Source organism: Methylophaga sp. F-2 (genome assembly GCF_056859315.1).
Window position 1 is genome coordinate 176,340 of sequence record NZ_JBSXOF010000015.1, and the last position, 16,632, is coordinate 192,971.

Here is a 16,632-nt window from a genome sequence, read left to right on the forward strand (position 1 = left end):
AATTGCATCAGGTTGTATTGGTGACAGGCACCAGTCGTCGAGTCGGTTTGCATATGGCTAAGCGATTCCATGAACAAGGATGTAATGTGCTTGCACATTACCGTACCGAGACTGATGGTGTCCAAGAAATGCGTGAAATGGGTATTCATACCATTCAGGCAGACTTTAACTCCAAACAAGCTATCATGGCGTTTATTGAGGATTGCCAACAACGTTGTGAATCAATAAAAGCGATTATTCATAATGCCTCTTCATTTTCGCCGACAGATGATGATCTAGAAAAAGCTGCTCAGCAGTATGAACAATTTTTTTATGTACATATGATGGCACCATTTTTGATTAATGAAGGACTCAAAAACAAGCTGAAAGGAGACGCTGACAAACCGGCGGATATTGTGCATATCACCGATATCAATGTTGAGAACCCAACACCGCGATTTGATATTTATGGCACCACCAAGGCTGGCCTGCATAATATGATGCTGGTGTTGGCAAAAAAATATGCACCAGCAATCAAGGTCAATGCCGTTGCTCCCGGCCCTGTCTTGTTCACCGAGTCACATTCTGATGAGGTTCGTCAGCAGATGATGTCTGAAACACCACTAGCACGTGAAGGTGGTGCAGAGCCTGTTTTCCTGGCCGTCAAAAGTTTGTTAGACAATCCTTTCCTGACCGGTGTCTCAATTGCGGTGGATGGTGGTCGCCGACTCTCCAAACGATAAAGATCCCACCTGGATTTTGGTGCCATTTTGTATTTGGCTGTTAAGTGGTTGATCACTTAAAAATTTAAACAATTCATCAATTAAGGGATACAGAAAATATTCATCTGTGACTTCCCGAGCCGGGGTATTCAGACCGTCAGGCACCGTAAGAGAGCACAGAATATCCAGATCCGCTGGCCGATCTTTGTGTTTACGGTCAGGATCTTCACGATCACGGCCTAGTCTCATCTCTATCGCGTTACAGATGTCTTTCAGATTGTCTTGTGGCATATCCGTCTCAATAAAAGCGACGGCGTTCAGGAAAAAGTGCTGGCTATTCATGCCTACCGGCGGAATATGCAAAATCCGGCTGATATCAAAACGCTCAAAATGCGCTAGCAACAGAGCGACCATGCTTGAAAAGTTTTCAAACGGATCGATATTGCAGCCCAGTCCAAGTAGGTAGCCGTGTCTTTCCTTATGCATCATTTGCTACGTTCAATCACAATTCGAGCCGTATTTTGACCGTGTAAGGCGACGGGCTTACTCAGCGTCAGTTTGAGTTTGGGAATGGAGAACTCATTGAGTAACATTTGGGCGAGATCTTCAGCCAGTGTTTCAATAAGCTGATAGTCACTGGCCTTAACAAAATTAACTATTTTTTGGGCAATAGCACCATAGTCCAGTGTGTTGCTGATATGGTCTGTTTCCGCAGCTTGACGAATATCCCAGTCCATTTCGAGATCAAAAGTCAGGGTTTGTTGTGTGTGTCTTTCCCAGTCGTAAATACCAATAATGGTGTCGATTTTAAGGTCGTTAAGAAAAATTTTATCCATGTCTCGATCTGTCAAAGGGTGGCAATCATTGATTCGCGACCTATAATGTCGCAACGTTTTTAAAAGGTAGCATCATATCATGCTTGAGACTTATGCCTTACCCGTCATTTTATTGGTGGTCGCTTATCTTTTTGGCTCATTATCGAGTGCGATCATTTTATGTAAGCTGGCAGGCTTGCCGGACCCACGAACTCAGGGCTCAGGTAATCCAGGTGCAACTAACGTTCTGCGATTTGGCGGTAAAAAACTGGCAGCAACTGTCTTGCTGTTTGATGTTTTGAAAGGCGTCATCCCGGTAGCAATTGCACATGCCATCGGCCTTGATATGGTGTGGGTCGCCGCAACAGCATTTGCCGCCTTTTTAGGTCACCTGTTTCCGATCTTTTTTGAATTTAAAGGTGGCAAAGGGGTCGCTACCGCATTGGGTGGCTTTATCGCCCTCTCACCGCTACTGGCCGCAGCAGGATTAGTCACTTGGTTAGTGGTGTTTGCTGTAACACGTATATCGTCTCTATCTGCCTTAGTGGCTGCTGCCCTTACCCCGGTTTATAGTTTGTGGCTTATCGATAGTGTCAATGCGCGTTGGATTATTCTACTGACTGCCTTGTTATTAATTGCCCGTCATCACGGTAATATCCGTCGCCTACTGGCTAAGGAAGAGTCAAAGTCTGGCTAAAGCTAGGGTGGGCTGAGTTCGTTAAGTGGCCAGCGCGGTCTGACAGTGAAGCTCGGTATTTCCTGATGTTTCATTGCTTGATGGCGCATGGCACCAGCAAAAGCAATCATGGCGCCATTGTCACTGCAAAATTGTTGCCGAGGATAAAAAACGTCAACGCCTTTCATTGAATCTAATTTTTGGCGTAATGCTTTATTTGCACTTACCCCACCGGCGACAACTAATCGCTTGTGTCCGGTCTGTTTCAATGCTCTTTTACATTTGATTGCCAGTGTTTCAACCACCGCAGTTTGAAAAGCCAGTGCAATATCGGCTTTATCTTGATCGGATTGCTCTGTTTCCATCCAGGTATTCATCGCAAATGTTTTTAAGCCACTAAAGCTGAAGTCCAAACCGGGACGATTAGTCATAGGCCGAGGAAACACAAAACGATCGGCGACACCTTGTTCTGCCTTGGCCGCAAGGTATGGGCCGCCTGGATAATCCATGCCTAAAAGTTTGGCTGTTTTATCAAAAGCCTCACCTACCGCATCATCAATCGATTCACCTAATAATTCGTACTGGCCAATAGCTTTTACATCCACCAATTGGGTGTGGCCGCCGGACACCAGTAGTGAGACAAAGGGGAAAGCCGGTGCAGGTTCTTCCAGTAAAGGTGACAGCAAATGTCCTTCCATGTGATTGACGGCTAAAGCGGGAATATTTAACGCCCAGGCTAAACTGCGGCCGATTGCTGCGCCAACTAACAGAGCGCCAGCTAGGCCAGGTCCTGCTGTATAAGCGACAGCATCAATGTCTGCAGTGGTTAAGGACGCAGCATTTAATACTTCTTCAACAAGTGGTAATGTTTTACGGATATGATCTCTGGAAGCCAGTTCTGGCACGACACCACCATACTCAGCATGCATAGCGATCTGACTAAATAAGCGGTGAGCGAGCAACCCTTTTTCCGTGTCGTAAATAGCGACACCGGTTTCGTCACATGAAGATTCAATACCTAAAACACGCATTTTTTTCCTAAGCTTCTGCATTAATACCTGACTATTATGCCCTTTTTTATAAATAAAGTGATTTAACTGTTTGCTTTCTGGTGAATATTTCGTACAATTAGGGGTTTCCATACAAGAATTGTTTAGGGAGTTTTTTGAATGCCTGCAGTAAGAGTAAAAGAGAACGAACCATTTGACGTCGCTCTACGTCGTTTTAAACGTGCATGTGAGAAAGCTGGCACAGTTGCTGAAGCCCGTGCTCGTGAAGCTTATGAAAAACCAACTACTGTACGTAAACGTGCCGCAGCCGCAGCCGTAAAACGTCACCAGAAGAAACTGTCTCGCGAAAACGCAAGCCGTATCCGTCTTTACTAAAATCGCTATATTCAGAGACTAAACTAAATATCATGCCTGCAGAAGCCAGCCCGTTAAAAGTTACTATTCAAGACAGCATCAAAGATGCGATGCGCGCCAAAGACAAAGAACGTCTTGCAGTGTTACGTCAAATTTCAGCTGCCATCAAGCAAGTTGAAGTAGATAACCGGGTTGACCTTTCTGACGATGATATTGTCGTTATCCTGACCAAAATGATCAAACAACGTCGTGAAGCATTAGAACAATACGAAAATGCTTCTCGTGCGGATTTGGCGGATATCGAAAAGGCTGAACTCGTGGTCATTGAAGAGTTTATGCCTGAGCAACTCTCTGAAGAAGAAATTGCGCAAGCTATTCAATCAGCCATTGATGAAGCGGGTGCAAGTAGCATTAAAGACATGGGCGCAGTCATGAATGTGTTGCGACCAAAAATTCAAGGCCGTGCTGACATGGCCGCAGTAAGTGGACAAGTTAAATCAGCGTTGAGCAATTAAAACAGCCACGCTGCCGTATCTCATCAAGATATGGTTAATATTTACAGCAAATTTCAGCCATAATAACTAATATGGCTGGTCAAATACCCCCACAATTCATTGATGAGTTGCTAGCCCGGGTCGATATCGTCGATATCATTGATACCCGGGTTGCACTGAAGAAAGCAGGCAAGAATTTGCATGCCTGCTGTCCTTTTCATAATGAAAAAACCCCCTCGTTTACAGTCAGTCCGGATAAGCAGTTCTATCACTGCTTTGGTTGTGGAGCCCATGGCACGGCGATAGGGTTTCTGATGGAATATGATCAGTTAAGCTTTCCTGAAGCTATTCAGGAATTGGCTGATCAGGTTGGCATGACCGTACCTACCACGCAAAATGTTTCACAATCACCCCAGCAGAAAAACCTTTATGACCTGATGGACAAGGTCAGTCAGTTTTATGTCCATCAATTACAAACACATCCAGACAGACAGGTTTTTGTCGATTATTTAAAGTCCAGAGGCTTATCCAAAAACACCATAGAGACCTTTGGAATCGGTATGGCTCCCGATGGTTGGGATAATGTTTTAAAGACATTTGGTTCATCTCAGACACTGGTCAAACAGCTTCTTGATACGGGCCTGTTAATCAAAAATGATGCTGGGCGGACCTATGACCGTTTTCGTCATCGATTGATGTTTCCTATTCGCGACAGACGGGGTCGTGTTATCGGTTTTGGTGGTCGGGTGTTGGATGACTCAACGCCAAAATACCTTAACTCGCCGGAAACACCTATTTTCCATAAGGGCACTGAGTTATACGGTCTCTATCAAGCGAGAAAGCAAAATCGTAAACTCGAACGCATACTGATTGTAGAAGGCTATATGGATGTGATTGCATTAGCCGAACACGGCATAACTAATTCTGTTGCAACATTAGGTACCGCTACCACCCCAGATCACTTGCGACAGTTACTTCGAACAGCGCCCGAAGTCGTTTTTTGCTTTGATGGGGATCGTGCAGGCAGAGAAGCGGCCTGGCGAGCGGCCGAAAATGCCCTTCCTATGTTAGGAGGTAATCAGCAACTTAAGTTTATGTTCCTGCCAGATGGTGAAGATCCCGATAGTATGGTACGAAAACACGGTGCTGAAGCATTTGAGTCAGAAGTCTTACACGCACAAAATTATTCTGATTTTTTCTTTGCATGGCTAACTGAGAAAGTCGAGCTGGGATCAATGGATGGGCGTGCAAGACTTGTCGAGATAGCAAAGCCTTATCTTAAACATGTTCCGGCGGGGGTTTACAGAGATATGCTGGAGCAACGCCTAGCGGAATTGAGCCAGACGAATATGGCAACGCTAAATCGTCATATTGAAAAACCAGCACAGAAACAGCAACGCCCAGCCAAAAAACAAACTATGGCGACAATGACGCCACTCAGGCTGGCTATTAGCATTCTTTTGCAATATCCGATTCTGGCGCGTGAAATTGATGACACATCGTCAATTAGTTCACTTGATTTACCTGGCGTTAATATTCTTAAAGAATTGCTTGAAACTCTTCATGAGCATCCCCATCTAACTGCTGCGGCACTTCTAGAACGTTGGCGTAACAGGGAAAATGGTGCGCATCTTCAGAAACTAGCGCTGCAAAGTTTGAGTCTATCGGCAGATGAACTGAAGTACGAGTTGCTCGGTATTTTTTCGCAACTGCAAAAACAGGCAAAACAACAACGACGAATTTATCTCGAGTCAAAGCCGCTCAGTGAATTAACTGAGGCTGAAAAAGCAGAATTACGGTTATCTCAGAGCTAAATGTTTATGTTAATTTGATGCAATAAATTTGTCATTTCAGTATAATGAAGTGTTCACGTCTATATAGCGTCACAGGGTTAAAGGGGCTGCATGAAAGATCAACAATCACGCGTTAAGGAACTGATCGCCTTAGGTAAAGAACGTGGTTATCTCACTTATGGTGAGATTAATGATCATCTTCCGGAAGATTTGGTAGATGCTGATCAGGTCGAAGATATTGTCAGCATGTTCAGTGACCTCGGTATTATGGTCCATGAAGATGGCATGGATACCGATGAAATGGAGCGTCTTGCTGAAGCGGTTTCGTCAAACGACGAAGTTTCAGATGAAGAAGCTGCTGCTGTTCTAGCAAGCTCTGATGGCGAATTTGGTCGAACCACTGATCCAGTACGTATGTACATGCGCGAAATGGGCTCGGTAGAACTACTGACCCGTGAAGGCGAAATTGTCATTGCGAAACGCATTGAAGCAGGCTTACGTGAAAGCTTGATGATGCTTTCGACATATCCAGCCTGTATTTCATCCTTTTTAGAGTTGTATGACGCCGTCGAAGCCGGTGAAATGCGTCTGAACGAGCTGATAAAAGGCTTTGTTTCTGCTGAAGAACTCGTGGAAGAACAAGATGATCTGAGTGATACAGATGATGATGACGCAGATGATGATTCTGATAGCGATTCAGATGATGACGATGATGATTCTGTAGATAATGTCAGTGATGACGATGACTCTGGCGAAATTGATCCTGAAGAAGCACGTGTTCGCTTTGAAGCATTAAAAGAAAGCTTTAATGCCTACCTGAAAGCAGAAGGTGAAGAGGCTGAGGCATCACGTGAGCAAGCCAGTGCACAGTTTATGGAGTTTAAACTTACTCCAAAAACATTGGCTTACCTGAATGACCTGATGAGCGAAACCGTCAACGAAATCCGTAATCAAGAAAGAATTATTATGGATATCGTGGTAGAACAAGCCCGCATGAATCGCCGCGACTTTATTGATTCATTCCAGGGCAACGAAAGTAATGTTAACTGGGCTGATAAACATATCAGAGCGAAAAAACATTACTCTTCTACCATCAAGAAACATCATGATGAAATTATCGCTGCACAGTCAGTTTTAGCTGAGATTGCAGAAAGTCGTGGTATGTCAATTTCTGAAATAAAAGAAATTTCACGTCAAATGTCGATCGCAGAGGCAAAAGCTCGTCGTGCGAAGAAAGAAATGGTTGAGGCGAATCTGCGTCTGGTTATTTCTATTGCGAAAAAATATACTAACCGCGGTTTACAATTCCTGGACTTAATTCAGGAAGGTAACATCGGTTTGATGAAAGCCGTTGATAAGTTTGAATATCAACGTGGTTATAAGTTTTCAACCTATGCTACCTGGTGGATTCGTCAGGCGATAACCCGATCTATTGCGGATCAGGCTCGTACAATTCGTATCCCTGTGCACATGATTGAAACAATTAACAAATTGAACCGTGTTGCACGCCAAATGCTACAGGAAATGGGCCGTGAACCTACTCCTGATGAATTGGCAGAACGCGTTGATATGCCAGAAGATAAAGTACGTAAAGTGCTGAAAATTTCTAAAGAACCCATTTCGATGGAAACACCGATTGGTGATGACGAAGATTCGCACTTAGGTGACTTTGTTGAAGATGTGAATGTGATTTCACCTTCAGATTCTGCGATAATAGAAGGCTTGCGTGAAGCGACTCAAGGCGTGTTAAACGGCTTAACAGAAAGAGAAGCAAAAGTATTACGTATGCGTTTTGGTATTGATATGAACACCGACCATACGCTGGAAGAAGTTGGCAAACAGTTTGATGTAACACGTGAACGTATTCGTCAGATTGAAGCGAAAGCATTACGTAAACTACGCCACCCTTCACGTTCTGATCAATTACGAAGCTTCTTGGATTCAGAAGGTTCGTAAGCTAGTCAAAAGGGCCTATAGCTCAGTTGGTTAGAGCAGTGGACTCATAATCCATTGGTCCTAGGTTCAAGTCCTAGTGGGCCCACCAATACAATCAAAGCCTTGTTACCAGTCAGGTATCAAGGCTTTTTTATTGCTCTATGTTTGATAAATAATTCACGCAATATTGATTATCATCATTTATAAGTAAGATGTAGTTGTGAAGCCAACAAACGGTTGGCAGAGTATGAATATATTTCTTGTATGAGAGTGCTTATGGATGATGAATTGGGTTTGTCAGATATTAGAACCAGCTATCAAAAAGGCTCTCTTGAGGAGCAGAAGAGTGCAGATGAGCCATTGAGTCAGTTTAAGGCGTGGTTAGCTGAGGCTTTAGATAAAGGCGTTAATGAAGCCAATGCAATGACGCTGGCGACTGTCGGTGAGCACGGGCGACCATCAAGTCGACCAGTATTGATTAAAGGCTTTGATGAAAAAGGTCTGGTGTGGTTTACCAATTATCTGAGCCGGAAAGGGCATCATTTAGCCATTAATCCATTTGCTTCATTACAGTTCTTCTGGCCAGAGTTAGAACGCGTTATTCGAATTGAGGGCAAGGTTGAGAAGCTCGAACCTGTTGAGTCGGATCGATATTATGCATCAAGACCCCTGACTCATCGGATTGGTGCTTGGGCCTCGCCACAAAGCCAGGTGATTGATAATCGAAAAATGATTGTAGAACAAGCAGCCAAATATGCATTGAAGTATGGCTTAACGCCCCCTCGGCCAGAACATTGGGGTGGTTACAGGTTGGTGCCGGATTATTGGGAGTTCTGGCAGGGCAGGCAAAGCCGCTTGCATGATCGCATTTCATATAAACTAAGCGCTGATAATCAGTGGATAAAACAACGCTTGGCACCATAAAAATCATCAGAAAATGTGAGCTAGCGCATACTTTGCCGTGTTTGAATTTAACTTTTTTGATAGCTTGACGTTAGCATGATTGTGAGGTGATTGGTTTCAGTTCTCACGTTTATTGCTCCTTCTAATTAGTTAAGCTAGGTTTTTACCTAGCTTTTTTTGCCCCAAGTCTTTTGAGCAAAAAAAAGCCCCAATTGAGGGGCTGAGAGTAAAAAACAAATAGGATAGGGCGATTAATAATTTTTATTTTCTGATGCCGAGTCTTCTATAGCATCGCCAGCAGACTCAACATCTTTACCAACACCTTCCATCGTATTACAGGCTGATAAAAATAGCGTTAAGGTTAATGGAATTAATAAAGCTGTAAGTTTCATAATTATCTCCTAGTATCCTCGTTTAGAGGGTTTAGTTAGTCTGGTCCAGTCTGGATAGGTTTCAAGGTAGGTTCTATCAAAACCAGATAGGTCAATTAAACCTTCCAGATTGTTAATTTCGATTTGTCCGTTTTTATTATCAATTAAACCTAAATCACGTAGGTGTTTAAATGTTCGACTGACGTGTACTGACGAAATACCAAGTGTATCTCCAATAACACTCTGGTTCATGGGTAGATGAAATTCACATGCACGCTGATTTAGTCTCACCTTCATTTCGACAATAAAATGAGCCAGACGCTCAGCAGCATTTCGTCTACCGATATTGACAATTCTTTCAATCAGCATCGCTTGTTCTCTTGCCATGATCAGAAAGAATAAATCTGTCAGCCGTGGAGACTTTTCAAAAATTTCTGTCAATCTTTGTTTTGGGAACGGGCAGGCTTCAATGGGTGTTAAAGCCCTGAACTCAGTCAGTGAATGACTGAGACCAATTTCCCGAAGACCTAAAATCTGGCCTGGCAAGAAAATATCAAGAATTTGCCGTTGACCATCGGCCATGGTTTTTATGGCACAAGCCCAGCCAGACCTCAGAGTATAAAAACGATCACTGTACTCACCAGCAAAGGCTAATCTCTCACCAGAGTCAAACTTGCGAGCATCTCTTTCGAGAGCTGCAAGAAGGTTTATTTCTGACTCTGATAATTCAACCATTTTTTCAAACTGGTGAACAATACAACTGTCTGCATCGCTGATAACAGATTCCATGAAGACTCACTTAAATAATGTAGTTCAAAAGAGACTTTCTTGAATAAGTGATCACCGATTAAGAATGTCTGTATTTCGTGAGAATATACGCCTACATCGGGGGGCGTCTACCAGTGATGAAGAAAATAAGAGCAAGCACTAAACCGATAACAAATAGAATCCAAGCAATATTCGTTGCAGTACCTGCAACACCACTTAAACCTAGTGCACCAGCAATAATACCGATGATTAAAAACGTCAATGCCCAACTTAACATATCTATCTTCCTTTATAGTGAATGGGAATGAATACGATATGTGTATTTCATTGCGTCGTCTTTAACATATGTTAAGGCGATAATTATAAATCAACGATAGCTTAGATTAAGAAACAGCAAAACAATGAGTATTTCCGATAAATACTTTTTTGCTTATGAACTGCTTTTAATGTCACTATGGTTGAACAAATGCAGCATAACTTTTGTCAGCATCATGGTGTAAACAATATTTTCCACCTAACTTTAAATGGAGATGTAAGTATGAAATCAATGAGTGAATCAAAATCTTTTCCAATGATCTGCCGCGCATTACTTATTATGTTTGCTTTTGCCGGAGTTGGCTTATTGGCAGCATGTGACAACGATGGTCCAGCAGAAGAAATGGGTGAAAAAATTGATAACACGGTTGAAGATGCCGGTGATGCAATTGATGATGCCGCAGACGATGCTGGTGATGCCATTGAAGATTCAGCTGATGAAGTTGAAGATGCAACGGATAAATAGTTGCCACGGAAAATAGTCTCGACGATACGTTTTAAACAAATCAACAGGAGATAAACATGGCTACACAAACGACAAATCAAGAATTACAAGAACAGCTGGATGCATTACGTAAAGATTTTGCAGAGGTTACCAGCACGCTAAAAAATCTGACATCAGAATATGCTCAGCAAGGCCAAGATAAAGTTAAGGCCGCTGCTCAACAAGCTCAACAGCAAGCTAAGGAATCACTAGCTAAAGCACAAGGCGAAGTTGAAGCGCATCCTTATACTAGTATGGCAGTAGCTTTTGGTATTGGTCTGGTGATCGGTAAAGTACTGGATAGAAAATAACGCTACCCATCCTAGCGGATAAGAAGGTAACAATGAGTCTGTTTTCAAGAATACAAATCACCACATTAGCTTATGCTCTGGCAATTATTCTGGGGTTATTTGCTTTTGGTTTTGCTGGTGTCGCAGCCTACATCGCTCTTAACGACTACTTTGAGCCACAGTTGGCTGCTCTGTTAACAGCCATTGCTTACCTTTTGCTGGCCTTACTGATTTTAGCAGTAGCAAAAATATTGAATCGCCCAGCAGAAAAAGCCTCTTTGCGTTATAGAGAGGGGCAAACGAGTGGTTCTCAACAAGCCGATGAGTTACAAATGATCCTGGAAAAACTCTCCGATCCAGTGCTTGCGGATTTAATTAAAAAACATCCGGGAAAGTCTCTGGCAACGACATTGGCTGCCGGTGTGATATTTGGCTACAGTCAGGAAGCGAGAACGATCGTCAAGTCTGCTTTTAAGCAGTATTTTGATGAAACGTAATTTTTAAGCTAAATAGTTACTAAAAAAGCCTCAGTAATTTGAGGCTTTTTTATTAATATCCTTTGTTATCACTGGCACTCTTTTCCAGGGCATCACCTGCTGCACCAACGTCCTTGCCAACACCTTCCATTGTGTTACAACCACTCAGAAGTAAGACAAGACAAATAGATAATAAGACGGCGAAAGGTTTCATAAATGCTCCTACATTTTTATCAGGGCATAAAATTACCACAACTCTAAAAAAATAGAGAACCCTTTTCTTGACGACGCTATCACGCTTATCACAGTAGTTTATCGATAGGAACTAATACTGTTAACAACAGTCATGTATAATAAATAATAATTAGCCAGCTAACTATGTGTGGCTGTGTTAGAAGAAATTAACTAACCATACTCGTATCAGAATTAGGATTATTCAAATGAAACTCACAATTAATGGCGAAAGCCGTCAGGTTGATGTCCCCACAGATACCCCCATTCTGTGGACACTTAGAGATGTCCTAGGTATGACGGGGACAAAGTTTGGCTGTGGTAAGGCGCTATGTGGTGCCTGTACTGTGATGCTGGATGGTCAGCCAATTCGTTCTTGTGTTACGCCGATCAGTGCTGCTGAAAACAAGAAAATCACAACCATAGAAGCGGTCTCTGAGGACAAAGTCGGCCAGGCTGTTCAAGAAGCTTGGCAGTCAATCAATGTACCGCAGTGCGGTTATTGTCAGTCAGGACAGATCGTTGCTGCTACAGCACTGCTTCGCGATAATCCTAACCCAACAGATGAAGATATTGATAATGCGATGAGTGGAAATATTTGTCGTTGTGGTACCTACACACGTATTCGGGCAGCCATCAAACAAGCAGCGCAGCAGGGGGGTAAATAATGACTGATAATAATGCTCCACAAATAGCCAACATTAGCCGTCGTAGTATTCTTAAAGGTTTCGCATTAAGTGGTCTTGTTCTGGCGGTGGGTATGCCGGCTCAGTTGTTAGCCGCTGATGAAAAGCAAAAGTATGGCCGTGATGGCATGCCAAATGGTTGGGTTGATGATCCTTTGGTCTTTGTTTCCATCGCTGAAGATGGCACCGTGACGATTGTCGCTCACCGTTCTGAAATGGGCCAAGGTGTTAGAACAAGCTTGCCGATGGTCGTTGCTGATGAAATGGAAGCTGATTGGCAGCGAGTCAAAGTGATTCAAGCCGATGGTAATGAAAAGCGCTACGGCAACCAAAACACAGATGGTTCACGTAGTATGCGCCATTTCTTTATGCCAATGCGTAATGTCGGTGCTGCAGCCAGAATGATGCTGGAGGCCGCCGCTGCGGCAATGTGGGCCGTTCCTGTTTCAGAAGTCAAAGCGAAAAACCATCAGGTTGCTCATGCTAAAACAGGTAAGACGCTTGGTTTTGGCGAGTTGGCGCAAAAAGCAGCTGAAATGGCTGTGCCTGAAAATCAAAACCTGATTTATAAGTCTGCAGACGAATTTAATTACATCGGCAAGAAAGATAATAAGCTAGTCGATGGTTTCGATATTGCCACCGGACAAACCACATATGGCATGGATGTTCGCCTCGATGACATGGTCTATGCAGTCATTGCTCATCCACCTGCTTATGGCGATACACTGAAATCATATGACGATACTGAAACATTGAAAGTACCGGGTGTGATCAAAGTTTTAACCTTACCCAGCAGCCCGCCTCCTGCAGTATTTAATCCGCTCGGTGGGGTTGTGGTAGTTGCCTCAAATACCTGGGCAGCCATTCAAGGCAGAAAAAAATTATCTGTTGAGTGGAATGCCGGTCCTAACCGTGAATATGATTCAGCCAAGTTCCGCGAAACATTACAGGCTTCTTCCAAACAGAAAGGTGGCAAAGTCATTCGTAGTAAAGGTGAAACCTATAATGAATTAGCGAATGCGAGTTCTACCATCTCTGCGGATTATTATATTCCTCACCTGGCTCAGGCCCCGATGGAGCCGCCAGCTGCAACGGCACGAATTGTGGATAATGTGTGTGAGATTTGGACTGCTACACAAAACCCACAAGCGGGTGTCGATACGGTCGCAAAATGGTTAGAAGTAAAACCTGAGCAAGTTAAGGTGAATGTGACTCTGCTTGGTGGTGGTTTTGGCCGCAAATCAAAACCTGATTACCTTGTCGAAGCCGCTTTAATTTCTAAAGCCTTAGGAGGGCAAGCTGTTAAAACGGTATGGACGCGTGAAGATGATATTCAACACTCTTATTTCCACACCGTTTCTGCCGAACATTTAGAAGCTGGTTTTGATGAAAGTGGGAATGCAACGGCCTGGTTACATCGCACAGTTGCACCAACTATCGCTTCTACTTTTGCGAAAGATGCTAAAAATGAAATGCCGATGGAATTAAGCATGGGTGTTGTGAATATTCCATTTGATGTGAAGAATATTCAAATTGAAAATCCTGAAGCAGCTGCACATACTCGTATTGGTTGGTACCGTTCCGTCTCTAATATTCCGCATGCTTTTGCGATTCAGTCATTTATCGCTGAGATGGCGCATCAGCAGAAAAAAGATCATAAAGACTTTTTACTGTCATTGATCGGTCCTGATCGTGAAATTGATCCGGCGTCATTAAAAGATGATTGGAATTACGGTGAGTCACCGGAGGTATACCCTCTCAATACAGCGCGTATGAAAGGCGTCATTAATATGGTCACCGAAAAAGCGGATTGGGGTAAAACCTTGCCGAAAGGTTCGGGACAGGGTTTAGCCGTTCACTATAGTTTCGTGACGTATGTCGCGACGGTAGTGGAGGTCGTTGTTAATGACGATGGTGAGGTCAGCATACCGAGAATCGATGTGGCTGTTGATTGTGGCCCACAGGTGAATCCTGAACGTATCCGCTCTCAGATTGAAGGGGCATGCGTTATGGGCGCAAGTTTAGCCATGACAAGTGAAATCACCTTCAAAGATGGTGTCACCGTTCAGGACAATTTTGATGGCTATCAGGTGACCCGCATGGACGCTGCACCGAAAGAAATCCATGTTCACCTAGTACCGGCAAAAGATTTTAATCAGCCATTAGGTGGGGTTGGTGAGCCGGGCATGCCTCCGGTCGCACCGGCAATATGTAATGCGATTTTTAATGCCACCGGTAAACGTATCCGTGAGTTACCGATACGTTATCAGCTCGAGTCATAGCCGTATGACCGGGCATGATCTGAATGTGCTCAGACAGCTATTGAGCTGGCAGCAAGAGGGGCATAAGGTTTGGCTAATTACGGTGGTGGGAACCTATGGTTCCAGCCCCCGCCAACCGGGGTCGATGTGTGCTCTACGCAGCGATGGTTTGTTACTTGGATCAGTGTCTGGTGGTTGCATAGAGGATGATCTGGTGTCTTTAGTTAAACAGCATCAGCTCTCAACTTCATCTGCCGAGATTAAGATCTATGGTGCTAATCAGGAAGAGCAGCTGCGGTATAAACTTCCTTGCGGTGGTCAGCTCAGATTATTGATTGAGCCTGTACTTGATAGGACTTGGCTGGAAGCGGTGGTGACGGCGATTGAGTCTCAGAAGTTAATAAAGAGACAGGTCACGTTAGACTCGTTACAGGTCACATGCGCTCACGCCATCAGTCATGAACCTGTTGTCAGCGAGCAGGAAGGCTCACTCTCTTTTGTATACGGGCCACGGTTACGTCTATTAATTATTGGTGCAGCGGAAACGTCATTCTATCTGGCAAATATGGCTACGGCATTGGATTACCAGGTGTTTGTCTGCGATCCAAGACCAGAAATGCAGGAAACCTGGCAACATGAACAGAGCACTTTACTCACCATGATGCCTGATGATGCGGTAGTGTCCCTTCAGCCTGATCTGAATACCGCGGTGGTGGCATTAACACATGATCCTAAGTTAGACGATATGGCATTGTTGGAAGCCCTAAAATCAGCAGCGTTTTATGTTGGTGCTTTAGGAGCCAAAACCAATAATGATAAACGCAGGGAAAGACTGAAATTATTTGATCTCACCCAACAAGAAATAGACCGCTTACATGGTCCGGTTGGTTTACAGATAGGCAGTAAAACCCCTGCCGAGATCGCAGTAGCGATTTCTGCTGAGTTGATTGCCGTTCGTCGCGACAGAATACATACACCACAACTTACGTCATCCGTTGATAAGGTGATAGTTTAACGGTGGAAACGGCAGAGATTGCTGCGGTTATTCTCGCTGCCGGTAAAGCATCGCGCTTTGGTGCAGATAAGCTGCTGACGGAAGTTGGATATAAAGGTGTGAGACAGCCGCTGATATTGCATGCTTTAGCGCCATGGTTAGAGGTGTTTGAGCAAATTCACCTCGTCACGCCAATAAATAACCAAGAGCTATTAGGAGTATGTCGATCCGTGGCAGGCCGGGTTAACTTTATCAAAGCTGATAAGTCCGGTTTAGGAATGGGGCATTCACTCGCCGCCGGGATTCAAGCCACTCAGCAAGCAAAGGGATGGTTAATTGGTTTGGCAGATATGCCGATGATAACATCCGACATACTGGAATTATTAGTTAGTGAGTTAAAACAGGGAGCGGCTATATCAGCTCCCTTTTATCATGGCAAACGAGGGCACCCAGTCGCATTCTCCAACCAATATCGAGATGATTTGATACAACTTACTGGCGATGTAGGTGCTAAAACAATAGTCCAAGCTCATGAAACACTGGTACAGGCAGTGAATATTGATACGCCGTCGATATTCATTGATATTGATACTCAAGCCGATATTTCACTACTGCAGTGAGCTGCATGATAGTCTCAGAGACTTAATGATTGATAGATAATAACTTTTGAAAGAAGGCGTTCAAGTAAAAGAGATTAAATCGCTCAATTTTCACAGGCTTTAACTTACAGTTATTTTTTTCCATGAATTCCTGAAGTTGTAACTGCTTGTTGGGACTGTAGGAAACGGGTTTGCCGGTTAAGGCGTAGAGAATACCTGATTCGGTGAGGGCTGATCCTTGCCGTGTTTTCACATCATAATGATAGTCGATAATTTTTTGAGTGATCACATAGAAATTATAGTGGCTGGAGAAACCAAAAATATGCCTGTCTTTGGTTTCCTCGACTTCAACTATGCCCCAGTCTGAGATGACTCCACACTCTGATAATGATCTGGCTTCCAAAACACGTCCCTTGTGTAAAATTGTGAAATACCTAACATAAATTTAACAGCTTCATTAATTGATAACAACGTCT

The 16,632-nt window shown here is 43.7% G+C and carries 22 protein-coding genes and 1 tRNA gene; 15 read left to right on the plus strand and 8 right to left on the minus strand.

Annotation, left to right across the window (positions count from 1 at the left end):
• Positions 1-2 precede the first annotated feature (2 nt).
• Positions 3-722: an SDR family NAD(P)-dependent oxidoreductase gene (locus AC13DA_RS03185; protein WP_284451362.1), complete on the plus strand. Its 720-nt coding sequence runs from the start codon at positions 3-5 to the stop codon at positions 720-722.
• Here AC13DA_RS03185 and folK read toward each other — a convergent pair.
• Both folK and folB read right to left on the minus strand, forming a co-directional pair.
• Positions 681-1,190: a 2-amino-4-hydroxy-6-hydroxymethyldihydropteridine diphosphokinase gene (gene folK, locus AC13DA_RS03190; RefSeq protein ID WP_482945848.1), complete on the minus strand. Its 510-nt coding sequence runs from the start codon at positions 1,188-1,190 to the stop codon at positions 681-683. The two genes, AC13DA_RS03185 and folK, sit on opposite strands and share 42 nt — an antisense overlap.
• Positions 1,187-1,537 (minus strand): dihydroneopterin aldolase, encoded by a 351-nt coding sequence (gene folB, locus AC13DA_RS03195; protein ID WP_273179158.1) that lies wholly within the window; start codon positions 1,535-1,537, stop codon positions 1,187-1,189. The genes folK and folB overlap by 4 nt, the downstream gene beginning before the upstream one ends.
• 79 nt (positions 1,538-1,616) lie before the next feature.
• Here folB and plsY point away from each other — a divergent pair, with 79 nt between their 5' ends.
• Positions 1,617-2,213 (plus strand): glycerol-3-phosphate 1-O-acyltransferase PlsY, encoded by a 597-nt coding sequence (gene plsY / locus AC13DA_RS03200; RefSeq protein WP_284451361.1) that lies wholly within the window; start codon positions 1,617-1,619, stop codon positions 2,211-2,213.
• A gap of 2 nt (positions 2,214-2,215) precedes the next feature.
• Here plsY and tsaD read toward each other — a convergent pair whose 3' ends face one another.
• The gene (tsaD, locus tag AC13DA_RS03205; protein ID WP_284451360.1) at positions 2,216-3,223 is read right to left on the minus strand and encodes a tRNA (adenosine(37)-N6)-threonylcarbamoyltransferase complex transferase subunit TsaD; all 1,008 of its coding nucleotides are present in this window, start codon (positions 3,221-3,223) and stop codon (positions 2,216-2,218) included.
• A gap of 138 nt (positions 3,224-3,361) precedes the next feature.
• Between tsaD and rpsU the strand changes: the two genes are divergently transcribed.
• The 6 genes from rpsU (at position 3,362) to pdxH (ending at position 8,702) form a co-directional block, all read left to right on the plus strand.
• Complete coding sequence (gene rpsU, locus AC13DA_RS03210; protein WP_007144284.1) at positions 3,362-3,577, plus strand: 30S ribosomal protein S21; 216 nt, start codon at positions 3,362-3,364, stop codon at positions 3,575-3,577.
• A 32-nt stretch (positions 3,578-3,609) separates the two neighbouring features.
• Positions 3,610-4,071, plus strand: coding sequence for a GatB/YqeY domain-containing protein (locus AC13DA_RS03215; protein ID WP_007144285.1), 462 nt, complete (start codon positions 3,610-3,612; stop codon positions 4,069-4,071).
• Positions 4,072-4,142: 71 nt separating this feature from the next.
• Positions 4,143-5,864, plus strand: a complete 1,722-nt coding sequence (gene dnaG, locus AC13DA_RS03220) for a DNA primase (protein WP_284451359.1) — start codon at positions 4,143-4,145, stop codon at positions 5,862-5,864.
• Between the two features lie 90 nt (positions 5,865-5,954).
• Positions 5,955-7,799, plus strand: coding sequence for an RNA polymerase sigma factor RpoD (rpoD, locus tag AC13DA_RS03225; RefSeq protein ID WP_284451358.1), 1,845 nt, complete (start codon positions 5,955-5,957; stop codon positions 7,797-7,799).
• Positions 7,800-7,810: 11 nt separating this feature from the next.
• Positions 7,811-7,887: transfer RNA gene (locus tag AC13DA_RS03230), tRNA-Ile, on the plus strand.
• A gap of 167 nt (positions 7,888-8,054) precedes the next feature.
• On the plus strand, positions 8,055-8,702 hold the full coding sequence (gene pdxH / locus AC13DA_RS03235; RefSeq protein WP_284451357.1) for a pyridoxamine 5'-phosphate oxidase: 648 nt from the start codon (positions 8,055-8,057) through the stop codon (positions 8,700-8,702).
• A 230-nt stretch (positions 8,703-8,932) separates the two neighbouring features.
• Here the strand turns inward: pdxH and AC13DA_RS03240 are convergent, their stop codons facing one another.
• The 3 genes from AC13DA_RS03240 to AC13DA_RS03250 all read right to left on the minus strand — a co-directional run bounded on the left by AC13DA_RS03240 (position 8,933) and on the right by AC13DA_RS03250 (position 10,097).
• A complete protein-coding gene (locus tag AC13DA_RS03240) occupies positions 8,933-9,073 on the minus strand; it encodes an entericidin A/B family lipoprotein (RefSeq protein WP_007144289.1) in 141 nt (46 codons plus the stop codon).
• A gap of 9 nt (positions 9,074-9,082) precedes the next feature.
• Complete coding sequence (locus tag AC13DA_RS03245) at positions 9,083-9,841, minus strand: Crp/Fnr family transcriptional regulator (RefSeq protein ID WP_007144290.1); 759 nt, start codon at positions 9,839-9,841, stop codon at positions 9,083-9,085.
• A 91-nt stretch (positions 9,842-9,932) separates the two neighbouring features.
• Entirely contained in the window at positions 9,933-10,097 is a 165-nt protein-coding gene (locus AC13DA_RS03250; RefSeq protein WP_007144291.1) for a DUF1328 domain-containing protein, read from the minus strand.
• A 261-nt stretch (positions 10,098-10,358) separates the two neighbouring features.
• Between AC13DA_RS03250 and AC13DA_RS03255 the strand changes: the two genes are divergently transcribed.
• The 3 genes from AC13DA_RS03255 to AC13DA_RS03265 are packed head-to-tail and all read left to right on the plus strand — an operon-like array spanning position 10,359 to position 11,406.
• On the plus strand, positions 10,359-10,601 hold the full coding sequence (locus AC13DA_RS03255; RefSeq protein ID WP_284451356.1) for a hypothetical protein: 243 nt from the start codon (positions 10,359-10,361) through the stop codon (positions 10,599-10,601).
• Between the two features lie 56 nt (positions 10,602-10,657).
• The gene (locus AC13DA_RS03260) at positions 10,658-10,930 is read left to right on the plus strand and encodes a DUF883 family protein (RefSeq protein WP_007144293.1); all 273 of its coding nucleotides are present in this window, start codon (positions 10,658-10,660) and stop codon (positions 10,928-10,930) included.
• A gap of 32 nt (positions 10,931-10,962) precedes the next feature.
• Positions 10,963-11,406: a hypothetical protein gene (locus tag AC13DA_RS03265; protein WP_284451355.1), complete on the plus strand. Its 444-nt coding sequence runs from the start codon at positions 10,963-10,965 to the stop codon at positions 11,404-11,406.
• 52 nt (positions 11,407-11,458) lie between these two features.
• Here the strand turns inward: AC13DA_RS03265 and AC13DA_RS03270 are convergent, their stop codons facing one another.
• Positions 11,459-11,599: an entericidin A/B family lipoprotein gene (locus tag AC13DA_RS03270; RefSeq protein WP_284451353.1), complete on the minus strand. Its 141-nt coding sequence runs from the start codon at positions 11,597-11,599 to the stop codon at positions 11,459-11,461.
• A gap of 226 nt (positions 11,600-11,825) precedes the next feature.
• On the opposite strand from AC13DA_RS03270, the gene AC13DA_RS03275 reads away from it, so the two are divergent.
• Genes AC13DA_RS03275 through AC13DA_RS03290 form a run of 4 tightly spaced genes read left to right on the plus strand, consistent with a single transcriptional unit; the run spans position 11,826 to position 16,177 of the window.
• On the plus strand, positions 11,826-12,284 hold the full coding sequence (locus AC13DA_RS03275; RefSeq protein WP_007144296.1) for a (2Fe-2S)-binding protein: 459 nt from the start codon (positions 11,826-11,828) through the stop codon (positions 12,282-12,284).
• Positions 12,284-14,584: a xanthine dehydrogenase family protein molybdopterin-binding subunit gene (locus AC13DA_RS03280; RefSeq protein WP_482945849.1), complete on the plus strand. Its 2,301-nt coding sequence runs from the start codon at positions 12,284-12,286 to the stop codon at positions 14,582-14,584. The genes AC13DA_RS03275 and AC13DA_RS03280 overlap by 1 nt, the downstream gene beginning before the upstream one ends.
• Entirely contained in the window at positions 14,550-15,578 is a 1,029-nt protein-coding gene (locus tag AC13DA_RS03285; RefSeq protein WP_284451350.1) for an XdhC family protein, read from the plus strand. The genes AC13DA_RS03280 and AC13DA_RS03285 overlap by 35 nt, the downstream gene beginning before the upstream one ends.
• A gap of 2 nt (positions 15,579-15,580) precedes the next feature.
• Positions 15,581-16,177: a nucleotidyltransferase family protein gene (locus AC13DA_RS03290; RefSeq protein WP_273179128.1), complete on the plus strand. Its 597-nt coding sequence runs from the start codon at positions 15,581-15,583 to the stop codon at positions 16,175-16,177.
• Between the two features lie 22 nt (positions 16,178-16,199).
• Here the strand turns inward: AC13DA_RS03290 and AC13DA_RS03295 are convergent, their stop codons facing one another.
• Complete coding sequence (locus tag AC13DA_RS03295) at positions 16,200-16,559, minus strand: hypothetical protein (protein ID WP_273179125.1); 360 nt, start codon at positions 16,557-16,559, stop codon at positions 16,200-16,202.
• Positions 16,560-16,632 lie beyond the last annotated feature (73 nt).

Bases quoted from the DNA above. Each gene is read 5' to 3' on its own strand.
- AC13DA_RS03240 (WP_007144289.1), bottom strand. From the start codon at position 9,073: ATGAAACTTACAGCTTTATTAATTCCATTAACCTTAACGCTATTTTTA.
- AC13DA_RS03275 (WP_007144296.1), top strand. From the start codon at position 11,826: ATGAAACTCACAATTAATGGCGAAAGCCGTCAGGTTGATGTCCCCACA.
- folK (WP_482945848.1), bottom strand. From the start codon at position 1,190: ATGATGCATAAGGAAAGACACGGCTACCTACTTGGACTGGGCTGCAAT.
- folB (WP_273179158.1), bottom strand. From the start codon at position 1,537: ATGGATAAAATTTTTCTTAACGACCTTAAAATCGACACCATTATTGGT.
- plsY (WP_284451361.1), top strand. From the start codon at position 1,617: ATGCTTGAGACTTATGCCTTACCCGTCATTTTATTGGTGGTCGCTTAT.
- AC13DA_RS03260 (WP_007144293.1), top strand. From the start codon at position 10,658: ATGGCTACACAAACGACAAATCAAGAATTACAAGAACAGCTGGATGCA.
- rpoD (WP_284451358.1), top strand. From the start codon at position 5,955: ATGAAAGATCAACAATCACGCGTTAAGGAACTGATCGCCTTAGGTAAA.
- AC13DA_RS03250 (WP_007144291.1), bottom strand. From the start codon at position 10,097: ATGTTAAGTTGGGCATTGACGTTTTTAATCATCGGTATTATTGCTGGT.
- AC13DA_RS03270 (WP_284451353.1), bottom strand. From the start codon at position 11,599: ATGAAACCTTTCGCCGTCTTATTATCTATTTGTCTTGTCTTACTTCTG.
- rpsU (WP_007144284.1), top strand. From the start codon at position 3,362: ATGCCTGCAGTAAGAGTAAAAGAGAACGAACCATTTGACGTCGCTCTA.
- AC13DA_RS03280 (WP_482945849.1), top strand. From the start codon at position 12,284: ATGACTGATAATAATGCTCCACAAATAGCCAACATTAGCCGTCGTAGT.
- pdxH (WP_284451357.1), top strand. From the start codon at position 8,055: ATGGATGATGAATTGGGTTTGTCAGATATTAGAACCAGCTATCAAAAA.
- dnaG (WP_284451359.1), top strand. From the start codon at position 4,143: ATGGCTGGTCAAATACCCCCACAATTCATTGATGAGTTGCTAGCCCGG.
- tsaD (WP_284451360.1), bottom strand. From the start codon at position 3,223: ATGCGTGTTTTAGGTATTGAATCTTCATGTGACGAAACCGGTGTCGCT.
- AC13DA_RS03255 (WP_284451356.1), top strand. From the start codon at position 10,359: ATGAAATCAATGAGTGAATCAAAATCTTTTCCAATGATCTGCCGCGCA.
- AC13DA_RS03215 (WP_007144285.1), top strand. From the start codon at position 3,610: ATGCCTGCAGAAGCCAGCCCGTTAAAAGTTACTATTCAAGACAGCATC.
- AC13DA_RS03245 (WP_007144290.1), bottom strand. From the start codon at position 9,841: ATGGAATCTGTTATCAGCGATGCAGACAGTTGTATTGTTCACCAGTTT.
- AC13DA_RS03265 (WP_284451355.1), top strand. From the start codon at position 10,963: ATGAGTCTGTTTTCAAGAATACAAATCACCACATTAGCTTATGCTCTG.